Raw genomic sequence first — 18,868 nt, 5'->3', positions numbered from 1 at the left:
CGTGCATCAACTGATAGCGGACTGCGTGTATGAGTACAACCACTGGCAGCAAGCGTCTCGCGACGGACAAGAACGGGCACGATGACGGCCACGATAGCGGCGAGCAGTCGGACCGCTGGCTGATTTCATACGCCGATCTGATTACGACACTGATGGTGCTGTTTCTCGCGCTCTATGTCTTGCAGCTCGCGAAGAACAGCGAGTTGCAAATACAGGCGCTGCAGCATCGTCCGGTGAAGGAAGCTGTCGACGTAGAGCCGCCGATCACGGCAGCGAACGCGAAAGACGCCGCAAAAAAGCAGCTTCTGTCATTGCTCGCGCCGTTGCAGGACAATCGCCAGATTACGATTTCGCACACGCCGCAAGGCGTGGAAATCGCGATCAATGCGAAAGTACTGTTCAATTCCGGCGATGCGCGTCTTTTGCCCGAATCGTTCGCGGTGCTGGAACGCGTTGCAGCGGTGCTGCGCGACCGTGCGAAAAATAACATCCTCGTGGAAGGGCACACGGACAGTTTGCCGATTGCCACGGCGAAATACGAATCCAACTGGGAACTGTCGTCCGCGCGCGCGGGCGCGGTGGTGCGCTTCTTCGCGGACAAGGGCATAGAAGCGCATCGCATGGCGGCAATCGGCCGTGCCGACAATTTCCCGCTTATCATCGGCAACGATGCGGCGGCCAACGCCGCCAATCGCCGCGTGACGATACTCGTCGAGTACTGAGCATCAAACGCCGAGCGCAAGGTACTGATGAAGCGACTGAATTGCGGCCGCGCCTTCTCCAACGGCTGCCGCGACTCTCTTCACTGAGCCGCTGCGCACGTCGCCCACCGCAAAAATACCCGGCCGGCTCGTTTCGAGAAAATGCCCGGTGCGCTCGGACGTCCACTTGTGAGCGACATCGGGACCGGTCAGCACGAAGCCATTTCTATCGAGTTCGACGCAATCGCCAAGCCAGCCGGTATTAGGTTGCGCGCCGAGAAACAGGAACACATGGCGGATTGGCTTCTCTTCGATTCGCCCTTGCTGATTCCACTGAATCGACTCGAGATGCGCTTCACCGTTTAGTGCGACGATCTGCGTTCGCACATGTACCGTGATGTTCGGCGCTGCCTCGATGCGTCGGATCAGGTAGTTCGACATGCTCGCGGCAAGTCCTTCGCCGCGAATCACGATATGCACATGGCGCGCAAAGCCCGAGAGAAATACCGCTGCCTGTCCCGCCGAATTGCCTCCGCCGACAATGACGAGTTCTTCGTTGCCGCAAAACGCCGCTTCCATATACGTCGCGCTGTAGTACACGCCCCGGCCCTGAAAATGTTCGAGACGTGCGAGCTCCGGCTTTCGATAACGCGCGCCTGTTGCGATCACCACTGCGCGACCGTACACATGTTCGTCGTGACTAAGGCGGATATGGAACGGCTGACCCTTGTCGCATTCAATACCGAGCGCTTCGATCGGCACGCCCACTTCCGCGCCAAATTTCCGGCATTGCGAAAGGCCGCGTCCGGCAAGCGCCTGACCGGAGATGCCGGTGGGAAACCCAAAGTAGTTTTCGATCTTCGAGCTGGTGCCGGCCTGGCCGCCCGGCGCTTTCGTGTCGAGAACCGCGACGCGCAATCCCTCCGACGCGGCATAGACGGCTGCGGCCAGGCCCGCCGGTCCCGCGCCGACCACGACGACGTCGAACCGTTCGCCGTTCAATCTGTCGGGACTCAAACCGATTGCGTCGGCAACGGCGCGATTCGTCGGGCGCTTTAGCACGACACCTTGCAAGGTGACGAGTACCGGCAGATCTTCTTTCGTGGCGCCGTAACGTTCGAGAAGTGCTTTGGCTTCCTCATGCTCGTCAATATCGAAGTACGCCGACGGTTGCGCATTACGGCTCAGAAAGTGCCGCAATACCAGTGTCGGAAAAGAAGCCGAGCTGCCGATCACGACCACGCCGCCGCTCTGATCCTGTATGTAGGCGACGCGGCGCAGAATGTATGCGCGCATGATCGTCTCGCTCAGTTCCGCTTCGGCAATCACGAGCGCGCGCAGCGATTCCTCGTCGATCACGATGACTTCGCAATCGCTCGTCGCGCGCGCGGACGCCACCGCGCCGCGCCCCGCGAGCGTGCCGACTTCGCCGGTAAAACTGCCGGGTCCGTGCGTGCCGAGAATATGCAGCGTATCGCCGCTGCCGCGCGTCGCCTCGATGGTGCCGGAGATGATCGCGTACATCGGAATGTGGCGATCGCCTTCGGTGAACAGCACGTCGCCGGTGTTCAGTTTGCGCCGCTCGCCATAGCGCTCGAGTACCGCGAACTGCGCGTCGTTCAGCCTGGGGAAGATCTGGTGGTGACGGCTGCCGCCTGCCAGCAGATCTTCACGCTTGCCAGAAGTTTTATCGCTCATGAGAGGTCCGATTGGAAAGACGCACGATGCAGCGTGTCGCTGCGCCGCCGGATTGGCATGCGAATGCGAACAATCGGCAGCAAGAAAAGGCCGCGGAGAGGCCGCTTTCGCCGAGATTGTGCGCCAGAGTCCACTCGCCAGTAAAGAGTGCGTAAGGCGGAGAACGTGCGGCCGAACAGCGCGAGAGCGCTTCTGCTCAAGTTCGCGCTTCTTTTGCCGTAAAAGACGAGAGGAATTAGAGAAATAGACAATGAAAAGGGTCTAGGAAGCATGCGCGATTTAACAGTAAAAAACAGCTTACTTGCAGTGCTGGTCGTCTTTGCCGCGATGATCATGTTCGGCGGCGTGGTCGGCGTATTCGCACTCGGCCGCTCGAATGAAAACGCCCAGCGGCTTCAGGAGATCGCTACTCAGGAGATCCTCGCCAACGATGGCTATAAGGACAGCACGCGCACGCGGGCAGCGCTTACGCGCGCTTATGCCGCGTTGAAGGAGCGCAACGATCTCGCCACGCGCGATTCCGCACTCGGCAGCGCGCAACGAACGCTCGATCGCGCGGATGCCGAGACGCGCGCTTTTGCGGCAGCGTCCCGATTCGTGGGACAGGACGATGCGTTGAAACAGCAGCTCGTCGATTCGTCGAATGGATTGGCGGCCACTTTAAAGAAAGCTTTCGACGCGCTTCAGCGTGGCGATACCGACGCCTACGTCGCCATCAACGATCGCGACATTACACTTGCCGGTCAGGTCTATTCGGCAAACGTCGAAAAATTCCAGAACCTTGCGGGTGCGCTTGCAAAGGAGTCAGCGACGAGAACCGAACGCGAATACGGGTGGATCGTCGCGATGGTTTTGACTGGTGTTGCGCTTGCCCTCGCATTGATCGTCGCCACGCACTTTGCGTTGCGCACCATTGTGATTCGCCCGTTGCAGCAGGCGTCGAAACTGCTCGACCGGATCGCGGGTAATGATCTGACCGCGTCTATTCCTGAAGGCAGCAAGAGCGAGATCGGCAAGTTGTTCACGTCGATGTCGCGGATGCAGGCCGGACTCGCGCATACCGTGTCGAACGTGCGCGTCAGTTGCGAGGCGATTCACGGCGGCGCGCGCGAGATTGCAGCGGGCAACCTCGATTTGTCGAGCCGCACCGAAGAGCAATCGGCTTCGCTCGAGGAAACCGCGGCGAGCATGGAAGAACTGACCTCCACGGTCAGACAGAACGCGGATAACGCGCGCCAGGCGAGCACGCTTGCCGCGAGCGCCGCCGATGTCGCGCAGCGCGGCGGCGACGTCGTGCAGCGCGCGGTCCACACCATGACGGCCATCACCGCAAGCTCGCACAAGATCGCGGAAATCACCGGCATGATCGACAGCATCGCATTCCAGACCAACATTCTCGCGCTCAACGCCGCCGTCGAGTCCGCGCGCGCGGGCGAGCAGGGCCGCGGCTTCGCTGTCGTCGCGGGTGAAGTGCGCACGCTGGCTCAACGCAGCGCGAGCGCCGCGCAAGAGATCAAGGCGCTCATTTCCGCTTCCGTCGATGACGTGCGCAGCGGCAACGAACTCGTCACGCAGGCCGGCCACACGATGAACGAAATCGTCGGCGCAGTGCAGGGCGTTGCGACTATCATGGCGGAGATCACGTCGGCGACGGTCGAGCAAACCGCGGGCATCGAGCAGGTCGGCAAAGCCGTCAGCCAGATGGATCAGGTCACGCAGCAGAACGCCGCGCTCGTCGAGCAGGCCGCCGCCGCTGCGAGCGCGCTCGAGCATCAGGCGCAGTCGATGAACGATGCGGTGTCGGCATTCCGTCTGCGATAACGCCGTCAGTCTCCAAACCAAACTAATCGGAAAACAAATATGAGCGTTAGTGCCGTCTCGCGTGCAGTCGCAATTCTGTTAGCCGGCGTGACGATGTGCGCCACCGTGCACGCGTCCACGTATGCGTATGTGTCGAATGCGGACAGTCAGGACATTTCGGTTTTCAGCCTCGATAAGTCGAATGGCGCACTCAAGCCGGTCGAAACAGTGAGCGTTGGCGGCACGGTTATGCCGATGGCCTTTTCGCCGAATCATTTGCGGCTCTATGCAGGTCTGCGTTCAAAGCCTTTTCGCGTGGTGAGCTTCGCAGTCAGTCCGCTTGACGGACGCCTGACCGAACTCGGCAAGGCGCCGCTCGCGGAAAGCATGGCCTATGTGTCGACCGACGCGAGCGGCCGCTATCTGTTCTCCGCGTCGTATGGCGGCAATCTGCTCGCGGTGAACGGCATCGGTGCAAATGGCGTTGCCGGCGATGTTCAGCAGATCGTCAAGACGGGCCCGATGGCGCACGCTATTCGCAATGCGCCCGACAATCGTTATGTGTTCGCGTCAGTACTCGGCGCCGACGCATGGTTGCGTTTGAAGTTCGACGCGGCGAACGGCGCGCTTACTCAAGACGCGGCGCCCGCCTATTCGCTGCCGGCCAAATCGGGTCCGCGCCATTTCGTGTTCTCGCCGGATGAGCGCTTCGTTTATCTGATCGACGAACTCGACGGCAAGCTGCATGTACTCGCATTCGACAAGCAACGCGATGCGGTGAAGCCGGTGCAGACCGTTTCCATTCTGCCGCCCAACTTCTCCGGCGACAAACCGTGGGGCGCGGATGTTCACATCACGCCCGACGGCCGCTTCGTCTATGCATCGGAACGCACGTCGAGCACGCTGGCCGCTTATCGCGTGGACCGTGCATCGGGAAAGCTGACGCGCATCGGCACCTATCCGACCGAAAAGCAGCCGCGCGGCTTCAATATCGATCCTTCGGGCAATTACCTGCTCGCGGTCGGTCAGTTGTCGACCAACCTGAGCGCATACCGGATCAATCGCGAGACGGGCGCATTGAGCGCGCTCGGTCAGTATCCGGTCGGCAAGGGCGCGAACTGGATCGAGATCGTGGAGTTCAACGGATCGAACGATTGAGGTTCACGGCGAACTGCGTCCCCGCGCATGCGGCGACGCGGACGCCGGCCCGCCCGCCGACGCTGCACTGCGTCGGCGGGCGCGCAGCCCGCGCCATAGTTCTTCGAAGTAAGGCAGTAGCTCGAATAGCAGAATCAACGCGAACAGAATCGCGATATAGGCGACGGGCAACGGTTCGCTTTTCGCGGTCAATCCGAATCTCGCCGGCTCGCTGCCGAGGCCGAGCAACGCCAGAAATTGCGTCCAGTGACGGGCGACGACAAGCAGTATCGCCATCAGCGGGACGAGTTCGAGAAAGCTATGAACGTGCTGTTCGAACGGCGTCACGTTGCGTCCACTCACTGCATAACTGACGTCCCACAGCGCGGTCGCTTCGTGAACGAAGAACGCGACGATCATCAATAGAATGATGCCCGCGTTGATCTCGAGAAAGATCGCGGCGAGTAGCGGCAGTCCGACTTCGGCAAACATCAACAGATGGATCACCGATTCTTTCGCGCCGGTCGTGGATTCGATTCGAGTCGCGCGATGGCACAGCCAGTCCGCGAAACCGGCCGCAAGCCACACAGGCAAAACGAAGTACATCAGGATCGTGAGGGTTGGGTCGATCGACATGATTTCCTCGGCGAACGGCTGGCTGACCAACGCGAGCACGCGGCTTCACTCGATCCCTTCGTGTTTCAACGCCAGTTGCACCGCGGGCCGCCCGCGCATGCGTTGTGAGAACTCCGCGAGTTTTTGCGGGACCTCGATCTTTACTTTGTTCGCCCATAGAAGCATGGTGAACAGATAGGCGTCCGCGACGCTCGCTTCTGCGCCGAACAAATAGTTGCCTTTAAGCATTGTCGATATGAGCTGGAAACGCTGGCCGATTTTCTCGCGCGCGGCATTCGCTTCCTCATCCGACGCCGGCTTGAATACGCGGCCGAATTGTTTGTGAAGCTCCGTTGAAATAAAGGCGAGCATTTCAATCAGGCGCGTAGTGCCGAGTTCTCCCGACGGTGCAAGCGAGGGCTTGCGTTGCGCGACCCACGAAAGGATCGCGACGTTTTCGGTGAGCCGTTGACCGTCGTCGAATTCGAGTGTCGGTACATAGCTCTTGGGATTGATTTCATCGAACTTCTGGCCGGTCTCAGTCGTCTTTGTCTTGAGGTCGACGCGCACGCGATCGAATTGCATCTCGGCCTCGTGCATCGCGATGTGATCGGCAAGACTGCACGCGCCCGGCGAATAGTAAAGCTTCATGATGCGGCCCTCCTTCATGCAGCAGTTGGCGATTTTTAATGGAGCATCCCGCGTGCCTCGGCGGCCATGCTCATAGTTCGCCGCGCGCGGCGAGGGCGGAAATGCGATCCACCGTTCGGCATGCAATGGCCTGAATCGTCAGCGAAGGGTTGACGCCGCCCACGGTCGGAAACACCGAGCCGTCGCAAATCCACAAATTGCGGATGTCCCAACTGCGGCAATCCGCATTGACAACGCTCTTTGCCGGATCGTCGCCCATGCGTGCGGTGCCGTTCAGGTGGCACGTATCGTCGGTTTCGCGCCAGATGTCCTTGCCGCCCGCGGCGGCGAGCGCCTGCTCCATGAAATTCAGCGAATGGGCAATGAGGCGTTTGTCGTTATCGCAGTACGAGTACGACACGCGTGCAACGGGCAAGCCGTATTGGTCTTTTTCGTCGGCGAGCGTCACGCGGTTGCGTTCCTGCGGCAGCATTTCGCCGACTATCTTCAGGCCCGCCTGATGGTTGTACTTGTGCATCTCGTCAGCGAGCGCTTCGCCCCACAGGCCGCGGCCATTTTGCGCGGCTGCCCATGCGTTGGGCAGCGGACCCTGGCTCATATACGCATAGCCGCCGAAAAAATCCTTGTTCTGGTCCGCGTAGTTCCAGTGCTCGGTAATCGCAAGCGACGGCGGTCCCTTGTACCAGCGTATCTCTTCGTCCATCGTGCCGTACACGGCCTGGTTGGCCTGCACCATCAGGTTCTTGCCGACAAGACCCGAGCTATTCGCGAGACCGTCGGGAAAGCGGCTATTCGCGGACATGAGCAGAAGGCGCGGCGTTTCGATTGCATAGCCGGCGACGACAACGTTCTTCGCGCGCTGGAATTGCCAGCGTCCTTCGCGAATGTACTCGACGCCCGTAACAAGCCCGGCATCATTCATGTCGATGCGGCCGACCATCGCCAGATCGCGCACTTCCGCGCCGGCTTGCAACGCGCGCGGAATCCACGTGACGAGGGCGCTTTGCTTCGCATTGGTCGCGCAGCCGGACACGCAAAAGCCGCGATACACGCAAGGATGCGCTTTGCCGCGCGGCGCCGAGAGTGTCGCGAGCGGTGTTGCGCTCCAGCCGATGCCGAGCGCCTCGCAGCCGCGCGCGAGCACCATCGCCGCGGCATTCAATTCATGCGCGCGATACGGATAGCGTGGACGTTTCGGTCCCCACGGATAATTGACGGGTCCGGCGATTTTCAGCGCGTCCTCGACCTGTGAGTAGTACTGCCACATCTCGCGCCAGTCGAGCGGCCAGTCCGCGCCATAGCCGAGCAGCGCGCGCGATTTGAACCATTCGGGCCTGAAGCGCAGAGAGACCATCGCGAAGTGAACCGTGCTGCCGCCCACTGCCTTGCCGCTGTTGTTATGGCCGAGCTTGAGCGGGTTGTCGCCGTCGCAGATGCGCTCGTCGGTCCAGAAGAGTTTTTGCTGATGCGCTTCGTCGGACGCGAATTCTTCGAGTGGACGCCACCATGCGCCCGCATCGAAGGCGACTACCTTGAAGCCCTTTTCCGCGAGGCGGCACGCGAGCGTGCCGCCTCCCGCGCCCGTGCCGACGATCGCGAAGTCCACTTCGTCGTCGTTCGAATATTCGCGCATTGGCACCCAGCCGCGCGGTTCGAACACATCGGGCGCGCGGCCATGCTTGCCGCGTGGATGATAGAGAGCGTCATCGAACACGGCGATTCTCCCTCGCGGCTTTATCCTCGCTGCCCGATTGCGCCTCGACGGGTTCCCACGGATCGCGACGGTTGAAATACATGCGCACGTAGCCACGCGGATTGGCCGGGCCGCCGAAACCAATCTCGCTCCAGGCATGCGGATGCGAGTAATAGAGACCGCAGATGTCGTGAAGTACTCGCTCCGCAAAGAAAACTTCCGGTTGCATGCCGCGCCACGCCGCATGCACGAGTTCGCCGCGCTGCATCTGTTCGAGCAATGCGTTCTGCGCGGTTCTATCGAGGCTTGCGAACGGCAGGCCATGCCGCTCGCGGCTCTCGGCATCGAGCGCGGCTAGGCCCGTGCGCCACGCGTCGCGCATCGGCGGCAACGCGGCGTTTCGATAACCATCGCCCTGATTCGTGTATAGGCGATGATCGAGCATGGCGGCGACCGGCACAAGCGGCTGCGCGTTTGCCTGCGGCACGACGCACGCGCAGAGCGACGTCACCGCAAGCCATTCCATCGCATTGAAGAAGCGCGGCTCGCGCGGCACCGCCAGCCGTTCGTCGATAACGACGCGAGACACTTCATCCCATGACGGTGTGTCGCGTTTGCTCAACACGTCGTAACCGGGGTAACGTGTCGCTCTTTTCGTTGGTCTGCCGGTTTTCATTTCTCCGTCTCCCTGAGCCGCAGCGCGGCAAGGCCCGCGAGCGCGAGCGCCGAGAAGCTCGGCGGCGCCGGCAGCGGAGGGCCGGCGAACAGGTTCTGGCTCCAGTTGCGCCATCCGCCCTGGCGCCGCGCGATGCCGCGCGCGTGGAAGCCGGCGCCCGCGATACCGAGCGCGGTCGTGATGCGCAGCCATAGGCGCGTGAACCAGCGCTCGCGCGGCGCGGCCAGCGCGGCGTGCGCAAGCAGCGCCGCTGCAAACGGCGGCGCGCTGACGGGTGCATACATCGCACGATGCTGGAATGAGCCGCGAAAATGCAGCAAACCCGCTTCGCCGACCGTGCCGATGAGTCCGGCCGCCACGAGCAAATCCCAGCGCGCGGCCCGCAGGCATGCCGAGAAGTTGCGGCTCGTGCGCGGGCTCGTCGCGCAATCGCTCGGCCACCGCGCCGAGTGCGCCCGACAACAGCAAGGCCATCGGCGCACCGACCGGTGCGGCATGAAACAGGTTGTTCCAGCTCCAGCCGCCAGGGCGCTTCATGACGTTGTACAAGTGAAACCCCGTGCCGGCGATGCCGGCCGCAGCCGCGGTCCGATAGATCAAATGACGCGCGTGGTGCGTTTGCTGTCTATGGTCCGCGCCGCCGTGCAAACCGGCGATCAGCGAAAGACTCGCGCTGACGAGCGGCGTATACATCGCCGGATTGTCGAAGGAACCGCGGTAGTGTTCCATCGCACTGTCCGTGAGCACCGAGAAGGCGAGCAGCGCCGAACTATGATTGAAACGCCGCGCGGCTTCGACGTGTGCCTGAGTTGCGGGCGCGGCGTGGGTGACGCTGTCGATTGAGCGCAGCGCTGGTCTTCGAGGCGTCGCGCGTGTGCGCCGATTTGCGTTTGCCCTGCGCCCGGTGAATCGCGCTAAAGCGGCAGCTCCGGCCACCGCGCATAACACGCTAAATATGCGTTGCGTCCCCATCGATACCTGCTCCTGCGTTTTTCGCGCCTATGCAACGAAGTACTGTGCCGCGTCCTCGTGCTTGAATGCGAGGCCGCAACCGGGCCTCGACAGGTCGGGCGCGATGACGCCGTCATGCGCTCGCGGTGCGCCGTCGAATAACATCGCCTCGATGCGCACATGGTCATGAAACCACTCCTGATGACGCAGCCGCGGCACCGCGCAAGCCACATGCAGATGCAATGCGGGCGCGCAATGCGCGGAAAGCGGCATGTGAAACGCGTCGCAAAGCGCGGCGGCCTGCAGGAATCCGGTGATGCCGCCACAACGGCTCACGTCGGCTTGCAGTACATCCACGGAGCCCTCGGCGAGTAGCGTGCGGAAATCGTCGGACGTGTACGCGTATTCGCCGGCCGCGATGTCCATGCCGGACGGCGCGTGTTCGCGCACGAAGCGCAAGCCGGCTGCATCGTCGGATGAGACCGGCTCTTCGAACCATGCGACCTGTTGCGCTTCAAATTGGCGCGCATGGTACAGCGCCTCGCGCGGCGAGAACGCGCCGTTGGCATCGACGAACAGACCCGCGTCGCCGATAGCTTCGCGCGCGGCTTTCACGCGCGCCTGATCTTTATGCGGTTGACTGCCGATCTTCATCTTGACCCAACGGCAGCCGTCGCGTTCGACCCAGCCGGCAAGCTGATCGCGCAATTGCCGGTCGTTGTATGTCGTGAAGCCGCCGCTACCGTAAAGCGGCACGCTTTCGCGCGCCGCGCCCAGCAGTTGCACGAGCGGCACGCCGAGCAGCTTCGCTTTCGCGTCCCACAACGCGCAGTCGATTGCGGAGATTGCCGTGGCCGCAAGTCCCGCACGCCCGAGATTGCGCACCTGACGCTGCATGCGGTTCCAATGCGCGCGAATATCGGCGACGTCCTCGCCGGTCACACAGGGCGACAGCGTGTTCGCGATCAACGCGACGATGCTGGAATCGCTATACGTATAGCCGATTCCTGTTTGACCACCCGCATCGACCTCGACGACGACGAGCGTCGTCGCATTCCACTCGAACGTTCCGTCGCTTTCGGGGGCGTGGGAGGGAATGCGGTAGGCGCTCGCCCGCACCGCGCTAACCGGAAGTTGCGAGCCGCCTCGTGCAGATGCCGCCTTGCTCATCGCCGCGTGCCTCTACTTGTCATGACGGCCCGGAAGCACTGCGCCAAGCACCTGCTTCGCGGTCTGCACGATCACATTGCCTTCGTCGGGATCGCCTTTTAACAATGTCGATGCAAACGCCTTGGCCTGAGCAAGCGTGATATGCGGCGGCAACGGCGCGATGTTCGGATCGGCTTTTACTTCGATCACCACAGGGCGATCTGCGGCAAGCGCAGCGTCCCAGGCCGCGCCCATCTGTTCGGCGTCGTCGACATAAATGCCTTTCAGGCCGATCAATTCCGCGAACTTGTGATACGGCACCGAAGGAATGTCCTGCGAAGCCTCGAACTTCGGATCGCCCTCCATCACGCGCTGTTCCCACGTGACCTGGTTCAGATCCTGGTTGTTGAGCACCATGCAGATCCAGCGCGGATCAGCCCAGCCTTTCCAGTACTTCGACACGGTGATGAGTTCGGCCATGTTGTTCATCTGCATGGCGCCGTCGCCGACCAGTGCGATGACGGGCCGCTCCGGATAAGCGAACTTTGCCGCGATCGCATACGGTACTGCGGCTCCCATCGACGCGAGGCCGCCCGACAGCGAGCACATCATGCCGCGCTTCACCTTCAGATCGCGTGCATACCAGTTTGCACAGGAGCCTGAATCGCTCGTCACGATTGCATTCGACGGAACGCGTGGCGACAGTTCCCATACCGTGCGCTGTGGATTGACGGCATCCTTGCCGGGCTCGTGCGCGCGTTCGTCGAGTGTCTTCCACCAGTCGGCAGTCCAGCCTTCGATCGTCTTGCGCCACCCGCGGTCCTGCTTGTGTTCGAGCAAAGGCAGCAAGGCGCGCAGCGTTTCGACACTATCGCCGACGAGGTTCACTTCCATCGGATAGCGCAGGCTCAGCATGTCGGCTTTCAGGTCGATCTGCACGCCGCGCGCCGCACCTTCCTTCGGCAGAAACTCGGAGTACGGAAAGCCGGAGCCGATCATCAGCAGCGTGTCGCACTCGGTCATCAGATCGTAACTGGGCTTCGTGCCGAGCAGGCCGATCGAGCCGGTGACCCACGGCAGATCGTCGGGCAACACCGCTTTGCCGAGCAGCGCCTTTGCCACGCCTGCACCGAGTTTTTCCGCGACGGCGATCACTTCGTCCGTTGCATGCAGTGCGCCGGCGCCGACGAGAATCGCGACCTTCTCGCCGGCGTTGAGCACGTCGGCGGCCTGCTGAAGATCTTCAGGCTGAGGCACGAGACGCGGCTCGCGATAGCCGACGCCCGAATGCAGCGTGCCGTGTTTGCGCGCAGGAGGCTCGTACGGCAAGTCTTGCAAGTCGTTCGGCAGCACGAGCGCGGTCACCTTGCGCTCGGAAAGTGCCGTACGTATCGCGCGATCCACGAGATGGCGCACTTGCGCGGGCACCGACGCCTGTCCGACGAACGCACCCGCGACGTCCTTGAAGAGCGAGATGAGATCGACTTCCTGCTGATAGTGGCCGCCTAGCGCCGCGCGCGCCTGCTGACCGGTGATAGCCAGCACGGGCATATGGTCCATGCGGGCGTCGTAGAGTCCCGTCACGAGATGCGATGCGCCAGGCCCCGACGTCGCGATACAAACGCCGAGCTCGCCTGTGAATTTTGCATGCGCGGACGCCATGAAGGCGGCCATTTCCTCGTGACGAACCTGAATGAATTCGATCGGCCCCGGCTGGTCCGTGTTCTTGTGATGCTTCTTCGCTTCACTCTGCGCGCGATTCAACGCGCCGAACACGCCGTTGATGCCGTCGCCGGGATAGCCAAAAATTCGGCGCACGCCCCACGCCTGGAGTCGCTCGACGATGAAGTCACCGACAGTTGTGGACATGGACAGCTCCTCACAATAAAGATCGTCACACATGCGAGGTTGCAAACCACGTTCCGCGTTCTTTCACTCAGAAAGAATGAATTGCTTCCTTGTGAAGCTGCGCGGTGAATGAAGCGGGCTCGCTTTTTGCTGGGCCCTTGTGAGTAAAACGCGGTGCATGTCGTGCAAGGGATTCGTCATGAATAAAGTCGTCGTTGTGACAGGAGCGGGCGCCGGAGTGGGACGCGCGACCGCCGAGGAATTCGCGCGGCATGGCTACGATGTCGCATTACTTTCACGCGATTTGGCGCGGCTCGAACGCGCGGCCGCCGAACTGCGTCTTCGATACGGCGTGCGTGCAATTGCGATTCGAGCCGACGTCGCCGACGCCGCGCGCGTGGAAGAAGCGGCAACGCGCACCGAAACGGAGCTTGGACCTATCGACGTGTGGGTCAACGTTGCAATGGCCACGGTCTTCGCGCCGGTATCGAAGCTGACTGCGCAGGAATTCGAGCGAGGCACCAAGGTGACATACCTCGGCCAGGTGCACGGCACGATGGCCGCACTGTCACGCATGCGCACGCGCAATCGCGGAACGATTGTCAATGTGGGGTCCGCACTCGGTTATCGTTCGGTGCCGCTGCAATCCGTCTATTGCGGCGCAAAATTCGCGGCGCGAGGTTTCACTGACTCGCTGCGTTCCGAGATCATTCACGACGGGCTCAATGTGCATTTGACGATGGTCGATTTGCCCGCATTGAATACGCCGCAATTCGACTGGTCGCTCAACAAGATGGGTAAAAAGGCCAAGCCCGTCGCGCCGATTTTCCAGCCGGAAGTGGCCGCGCGCGCGATCTATTTCGCTGCAACGCATAAGCGTCGCGAGGTATGGGTGGGTTTTCCGACGGTCAAGGCGATACTGGCCAACTTCATCGCGCCCGGACTGCTCGACAGATATCTGGCAAAGGCGGGCTACTCAGGACAGGTCACCGACGAGCCGCTTCCTGCCGACGCGCCTAACAATCTGTTCGATCCCGTACCCGGCGATTACAGCGCGCACGGACGTTTCGACCGTGAGTCGAAACCTGTGAGCCTGGAGATGTGCGCGGTTCGTCACCGTGGCTTTTTATGCGCATTGGCAGGCATAGGGATCGTCGGCGGCATCGGATTTTTGATCAGAAAGAATCGCGGCGCATAGATACGACGGCGTAACAAAGGGTTCTTGCCGGCCACCAGGTAAGAGTCACGAGGATAGGTGACAATACACCTATCCCACAGCCCTTAGGAAAGCCATGTCCCAGCCGCTCACCATCGATTTCGTTTCCGACATTGCATGCCCTTGGTGCGCAATCGGCCTTTCGTCGCTGCAACTCGCGTTGTCGCGCGTCGGTGACGCCGTGGATGCGCGGATCGTCGTGCACCCGTTCGAACTGAATCCGCAGATGGCGCCCGAGGGCGAGGCGATTGTCGATTATCTGGGCAAGAAATACGGACGCACGCCCGAGCAGATCGAAGAAACGCAGGCCATGATCCGCGAGCGCGGCGCGAGCGTCGGCTTCGAGTTCGGTCCGCGCACGCATGTCTACAACACGTTCGATGCACACCGCCTGTTGCATTGGGCAGGTCTCGAAGGCAAGCAACTGCCGCTCAAGCTCGCGCTGCTGCGCGCCTATCATTCGGAAGGCCGCGATCCGAGCAATCATGACGTGCTCGTCGAAGTCGCGCAGTCGGTAGGACTGGACGCCGAAGCCGCACGCAACGTGCTGCAAAACGGCGACTATGCCGACGAAGTCCGCGCCGAAGAAGAAGAGTTCCAGTCGCACGGCATTCAGTCGGTGCCGGCAATAATTTTCAATCGCCGCTATCTGGTGAGCGGCGGGCAACCTGTCGAAACCTTCGAACAGGTCATTCAGCAGATTCTGGCCGAAGCATAATCCGGCAGTTTCGTATGTGAATGCCTGCGCAATAGCAGGCCTTTTTTTGGCGTAAACGAAATACAGCCGGAGAACCCCGTTCATGGTCACCAAACGAATCCATGCCGCGTTGCTCGGCTTCGCGCTGATGGCGCTTGCATGCGTAGCTCATGCGCAATATACGACCGACTGGCTCGCCAATACCTACGGCACGCTGGCCGCGCATGTCGGCAACGGCGCGCGTTCAATGTGGGTCGCACCGGAAGGCGTGATTTATACGTCGTCGTTGTGGGACGAGAACGAGGGCGGCGTCGCGATCTATCAGAACGGTCAGAACATCGGCTCGATCGGTACGCACGCCGACTTTCAGGGCAGCGCGATAACCGGCAATGCGACGTCGATTTTCACGGCGCTGCAATACAACAGGTCGTTCGGCAGCGGCTCGGTCGGGCGCTATAACCGTGCAACGAAAGCGCTCGAACTTCGCATTCCGGTCAGCGTGTGGGACCGGCATCCCTCATGCGGATGTCATCACCGGACTCGCCACGGCAGGCACGCTGCTTTATGTCAGCGACTTTTACGGCAACCGTGTGCGTGTCTATACGACTGACGGCGTGTGGCAGCAGGATATAGCGGTGTCCGGTCCCGGCGCGCTCGCACTCGATGCTGCGGGCAATCTGTGGGTCGCGCGAAAAAGTGCTGGCGTCATAGCGCAATTCAGCGCGGCAGGCGCGTCGCTCAACACGATCCAGATGCCCGCCGCTTCGCGGCCATCGGCGTTGTACTTCGATGCATCGACGGGACGGCTCATGGTCGGCGACGAAGGCCCCGACATGAACATCAAGATCTATAACGTGGCGGGCGCGCCGACGTTGGCCGGTACATTCGGCATTCAGGGCGGCTACCTGGATACGACTACCGGAATCAAAGGGCAGGTCGGCGACAAGCGCTTCACGCGCGTAGCGGGCATCGGCAGGGACGCAGCGGGCAACCTGTATGTGCTCAACAATCCGTGGGGCGGCGGCTGGGACATGGGCCGCAATGGTCCGACCGATCTGCATGCCTACGACAGCGCCGGCAATCTGCAATGGAAACTGCAGGCACTGAACTTCGAAGCGGTCGCGGCACCGGACCCGTTGACCGACGGCGCGTACTTTTATAGCGGCGCGCATATTTATACGGGCACCGCGGGCGGCACCTTCGTTGCGAATACCGTCGACCCGTTTACTTATCCATCGGACCCGCGCCTGAATATCAACGACACGCAGCGCGGGCAGCACTTCGGGCAACTCGTCGCGGTGGGCGGAAACCGCATTCTCGTCGCGTCCGGGCAGAATCCCGACACCTTCAACTTCTATCATTTCAATTCGGCGAGCGGCTACATTGCAATACCGGATGGCTCTTTGCCGGGCCCGGCGTTCAACACGACGGTGAAGGTGACGGGAGGCTTTTGCATCGACAGCAGGGGCGATGTGTGGGCGGGTCTCGACAGAACAAACCATATCTATCATTACCCGCTTACGGGTTTCGACGGAAACGGTAAGCCGTTGTGGGGCCCGGCCGTCACGATCAAGATTCCAATGAGTATCCGGCCGTTGACGCGCATCATCTATTTGCCCGAGAGCGACACGATGATTCTCGCGCAAGGCGTGGCAGGCAGTTGGGACTGGACGGCGATACAGTCGCGCATCGAGGTCTATCACGGCTGGAGCGCGGGCAATACGACGCAGCCTCAACCGGTGATCAATCTCACGAGCGCGAATCCGAAGTCGATTACCGCAGTGGGCAATTATCTCTTTGTCGGCTATGTGCATACGGTGCCGAACATCGACGCGTTCAATCTGAACACCGGCAATCTCGACGCGACGCTCATCAATAATAGTCCCGGTGCTGTGGATGTCGGCAACGATGTCGATTCGATGTACGGACTGCGAGCGTTTCTGCGGGCAAGCGGCGAATACGTGATTACGAAAGACAACTACAACGGGTCGAGCATGATCGTGCATCGCTGGACACCGTAAGCGGCGTGGGCCTGCGTGAGGCTTCGCGCTGATCACGTAGGCCATCGGATAAGATACGGCCCTCGTGGCATTTTCCCGCTTAAAGGAGTGGTTTCAGTGATTCAGCCGAGCAACGTATTCAAGGAAAACCTCGCGCATATGCCTGCAATCGACGGCATTGCGCGTATCGATCTGATCGACGCGCAAGGCGCCGTTGTTGCGAGCATCGAGAACAAGCCGGGCAAACAGGGCTCGCTCGCGGTGTACAACTATCTGCAACAGACGTTCGGTGCGCTCGACGCCAAAGCCGCCGAACACGGCCTCACGGTGTTCGGCGAACATACCGCCGACGCGCGCAACCGGCCCGGCGCTCATCCGAATGTCGATCATCTTCTCGCGATTGCAGCGGGCGCGCCGGCTTTGCGCATCGACGTGATTGCGGCGGACTGAACTGCGTTCGGACCGCCGTTAACGCGACTTGCTTTAGCGCGCCTTTAACGCGCTTTGCTTTAACGACCTTGAAGGCCGTGCGCTGCACGGCCGAATATCGCGCGGTCGGCGAGCCATACGGCGACAAGCGTTGCGCCCATCAACGGAAAAACAATGCCGAGCATGACGAGGCCGGTTTTCCACCCGCGCATCGGCGGTGCGGCTCTTTCCCGCGAAGGCGCGCCGAGCGAGCGCTGCGGTTTGCGCTTCCACCACATCACGCAGCCGGTCACGGCCATCAACGCGAGCCCCAACGAAATCGCGGCGCACAGAATCTGATTGGCGACGCCGAAATAGCGGCCCATATGCAATGACGTGCCGTATGACACCGCTTTCGATACGCCGCCATAGTCGGCATAGCGAATGTCCTTGAGAATCGCGCCGCTGTACTGATCGATATAGATGGTGCGTTCCAGTTGCGGATCGGCTGGGAAATAGGACACGGTATAGACGCCCGTCGGCGATGTCGGCAGCGCGATGTTGTAGCCGCTCGTGACACCGAGCGACGCGGCTTGCGCGACGATGTGGCCGAGCGGCAACGGGGCCGCTGCTTTCGCATCGGCGGAAGCGGGCACCGGCGCATTGCCGACGGCCCACGGCGTTTGCGGCAGCGGCAAGTCGTCCATCACCATGCCGGGCATGGAGTCCATGTGCGCGGCGTGTTCTGCTTGTGCGCTTGCTTTTGCCTTCGCGTCGATCTCTTTGCTCGTGCCCGCAGGCAGCACCGAGCGCAACGGCAAGCCGCCCCACGTGCCAGGCGGAGCGCCGAGATTCGCAGCGGTCGCGAGCGCCTTGAACTGCTGACCCCACGAGCCGGACCACGGCAAACCGGTCAACACGAACGCAAGCGCGCCGAGTGCGAGCCAGATGCCCATGACCCCGTGGATGCTCTTCCACAGCGGCCGGCCCTTTAACGTCAGACGCGGCACGAGTGCATCCCGCACGCGTGTCGTTTCACGCGGCCACCACAGCGCGATGCCGGTGCCGATCATCACGAGTGTCCAGCATGCGGCAAGCTCCATCAGCAATTCGCCCGGTTTGCCGAGCAACAGCTTGCGATGAAGCATGCGGTCGACCTGCATCAAGCGACGCTCGACGCTCAATGTGCCGAGTACTTCTCCGCTATACGGGTTCAGATGGACGCTCTGCTTTTCGCCGTCCGCGAGACGAAAAATGAATTCCGTGCTGCGCTCGGGCGTGTTCGAGATCGCGGCGGTGACGGCGATTGCATTGGACGGCATGGCCGCACGCGCTCGCGCGAGCAGCGCGTCTTCTGACATGCGCGGCGCCGTTTGCGGTTCGACGACGAGAAGCCGCGGATAAAGCAGCGGTTCGACCTGCGGCTGAAAACAGTACAACGTACCCGTTATTGCCAAGACGATGAGAAACGGCATCACGAAGAGGCCAGCGTAGAAGTGCCATCGCCAGAGCGTGCGATAGCCGCTGCTGGGACTCGTCGTGCCTAATACGGCGTTATGCGGTGCGATGGTGGACATTGAATCCTCCTGAAGAAGATTGATCTGGTTCTTGCGCTAGAACGCTACGAT

Annotated in this window: 14 protein-coding genes and 2 pseudogenes; 7 read left to right on the top strand and 9 right to left on the bottom strand. The window is 61.5% G+C overall.

All coding sequences use genetic code 11. The features are described from left to right. Positions 1 to 29 precede the first annotated feature (29 nt). Positions 30 to 722, top strand: coding sequence for an OmpA family protein (locus tag ABIE53_RS19745; protein WP_192699790.1), 693 nt, complete (start codon positions 30 to 32; stop codon positions 720 to 722). A 3-nt stretch (positions 723 to 725) separates the two neighbouring features. On the opposite strand, the gene ABIE53_RS19740 is transcribed toward ABIE53_RS19745, so the two are convergent. After that, on the bottom strand, positions 726 to 2,399 hold the full coding sequence (locus ABIE53_RS19740) for an FAD-dependent oxidoreductase (RefSeq protein ID WP_192699791.1): 1,674 nt from the start codon (positions 2,397 to 2,399) through the stop codon (positions 726 to 728). A gap of 270 nt (positions 2,400 to 2,669) precedes the next feature. Here ABIE53_RS19740 and ABIE53_RS19735 point away from each other — a divergent pair, with 270 nt between their 5' ends. Further along, positions 2,670 to 4,220 (top strand): methyl-accepting chemotaxis protein, encoded by a 1,551-nt coding sequence (locus tag ABIE53_RS19735; RefSeq protein WP_029970159.1) that lies wholly within the window; start codon positions 2,670 to 2,672, stop codon positions 4,218 to 4,220. Between the two features lie 39 nt (positions 4,221 to 4,259). After that, on the top strand, positions 4,260 to 5,357 hold the full coding sequence (locus ABIE53_RS19730; protein ID WP_192699792.1) for a lactonase family protein: 1,098 nt from the start codon (positions 4,260 to 4,262) through the stop codon (positions 5,355 to 5,357). A 3-nt stretch (positions 5,358 to 5,360) separates the two neighbouring features. Here ABIE53_RS19730 and ABIE53_RS19725 read toward each other — a convergent pair whose 3' ends face one another. The 7 genes and pseudogenes from ABIE53_RS19725 to ABIE53_RS19695 all read right to left on the bottom strand — a co-directional run bounded on the left by ABIE53_RS19725 (position 5,361) and on the right by ABIE53_RS19695 (position 12,940). Next, complete coding sequence (locus ABIE53_RS19725; protein WP_006049889.1) at positions 5,361 to 5,972, bottom strand: hypothetical protein; 612 nt, start codon at positions 5,970 to 5,972, stop codon at positions 5,361 to 5,363. Between the two features lie 45 nt (positions 5,973 to 6,017). Next, a complete protein-coding gene (locus ABIE53_RS19720; protein ID WP_053860822.1) occupies positions 6,018 to 6,602 on the bottom strand; it encodes a glutathione binding-like protein in 585 nt (194 codons plus the stop codon). 70 nt (positions 6,603 to 6,672) lie between these two features. Then, complete coding sequence (locus ABIE53_RS19715) at positions 6,673 to 8,316, bottom strand: GMC family oxidoreductase (protein ID WP_006049887.1); 1,644 nt, start codon at positions 8,314 to 8,316, stop codon at positions 6,673 to 6,675. Continuing rightward, entirely contained in the window at positions 8,306 to 8,971 is a 666-nt protein-coding gene (locus ABIE53_RS19710) for a gluconate 2-dehydrogenase subunit 3 family protein (RefSeq protein ID WP_006049886.1), read from the bottom strand. The genes ABIE53_RS19715 and ABIE53_RS19710 overlap by 11 nt, the downstream gene beginning before the upstream one ends. After that, positions 8,968 to 9,943, bottom strand: a pseudogene (locus tag ABIE53_RS19705) (hypothetical protein). The gene ABIE53_RS19710 and the pseudogene ABIE53_RS19705 overlap by 4 nt, the downstream one beginning before the upstream one ends. A 27-nt stretch (positions 9,944 to 9,970) precedes the next feature. Then, the gene (locus tag ABIE53_RS19700) at positions 9,971 to 11,092 is read right to left on the bottom strand and encodes an enolase C-terminal domain-like protein (RefSeq protein WP_192699793.1); all 1,122 of its coding nucleotides are present in this window, start codon (positions 11,090 to 11,092) and stop codon (positions 9,971 to 9,973) included. A 12-nt stretch (positions 11,093 to 11,104) separates the two neighbouring features. After that, a complete protein-coding gene (locus ABIE53_RS19695) occupies positions 11,105 to 12,940 on the bottom strand; it encodes a thiamine pyrophosphate-requiring protein (protein ID WP_192699794.1) in 1,836 nt (611 codons plus the stop codon). Between the two features lie 178 nt (positions 12,941 to 13,118). On the opposite strand from ABIE53_RS19695, the gene ABIE53_RS19690 reads away from it, so the two are divergent. From ABIE53_RS19690 to ABIE53_RS19675, 4 genes and pseudogenes are all read left to right on the top strand, one after another. Further along, a complete protein-coding gene (locus ABIE53_RS19690; RefSeq protein ID WP_192699795.1) occupies positions 13,119 to 14,117 on the top strand; it encodes an SDR family oxidoreductase in 999 nt (332 codons plus the stop codon). A gap of 94 nt (positions 14,118 to 14,211) precedes the next feature. Continuing rightward, positions 14,212 to 14,853: a DsbA family oxidoreductase gene (locus tag ABIE53_RS19685; protein WP_192699796.1), complete on the top strand. Its 642-nt coding sequence runs from the start codon at positions 14,212 to 14,214 to the stop codon at positions 14,851 to 14,853. Between the two features lie 82 nt (positions 14,854 to 14,935). Continuing rightward, a pseudogene (locus ABIE53_RS19680) lies at positions 14,936 to 16,853 on the top strand (SMP-30/gluconolactonase/LRE family protein). Positions 16,854 to 16,949: 96 nt separating this feature from the next. Next, complete coding sequence (locus tag ABIE53_RS19675; RefSeq protein ID WP_192699798.1) at positions 16,950 to 17,282, top strand: DUF2322 family protein; 333 nt, start codon at positions 16,950 to 16,952, stop codon at positions 17,280 to 17,282. A 59-nt stretch (positions 17,283 to 17,341) separates the two neighbouring features. Here ABIE53_RS19675 and ABIE53_RS19670 read toward each other — a convergent pair whose 3' ends face one another. Beyond that, positions 17,342 to 18,817, bottom strand: a complete 1,476-nt coding sequence (locus tag ABIE53_RS19670; RefSeq protein WP_192699799.1) for a PepSY-associated TM helix domain-containing protein — start codon at positions 18,815 to 18,817, stop codon at positions 17,342 to 17,344. Positions 18,818 to 18,868 lie beyond the last annotated feature (51 nt).

Source organism: Paraburkholderia sp. OAS925 (genome assembly GCF_040543975.1).
GTDB classification, from domain to species: domain Bacteria; phylum Pseudomonadota; class Gammaproteobacteria; order Burkholderiales; family Burkholderiaceae; genus Paraburkholderia; species Paraburkholderia graminis.
Note: the sequence above shows the minus strand (reverse complement) of the source record. Positions and strands in the feature narration are given on the sequence as shown.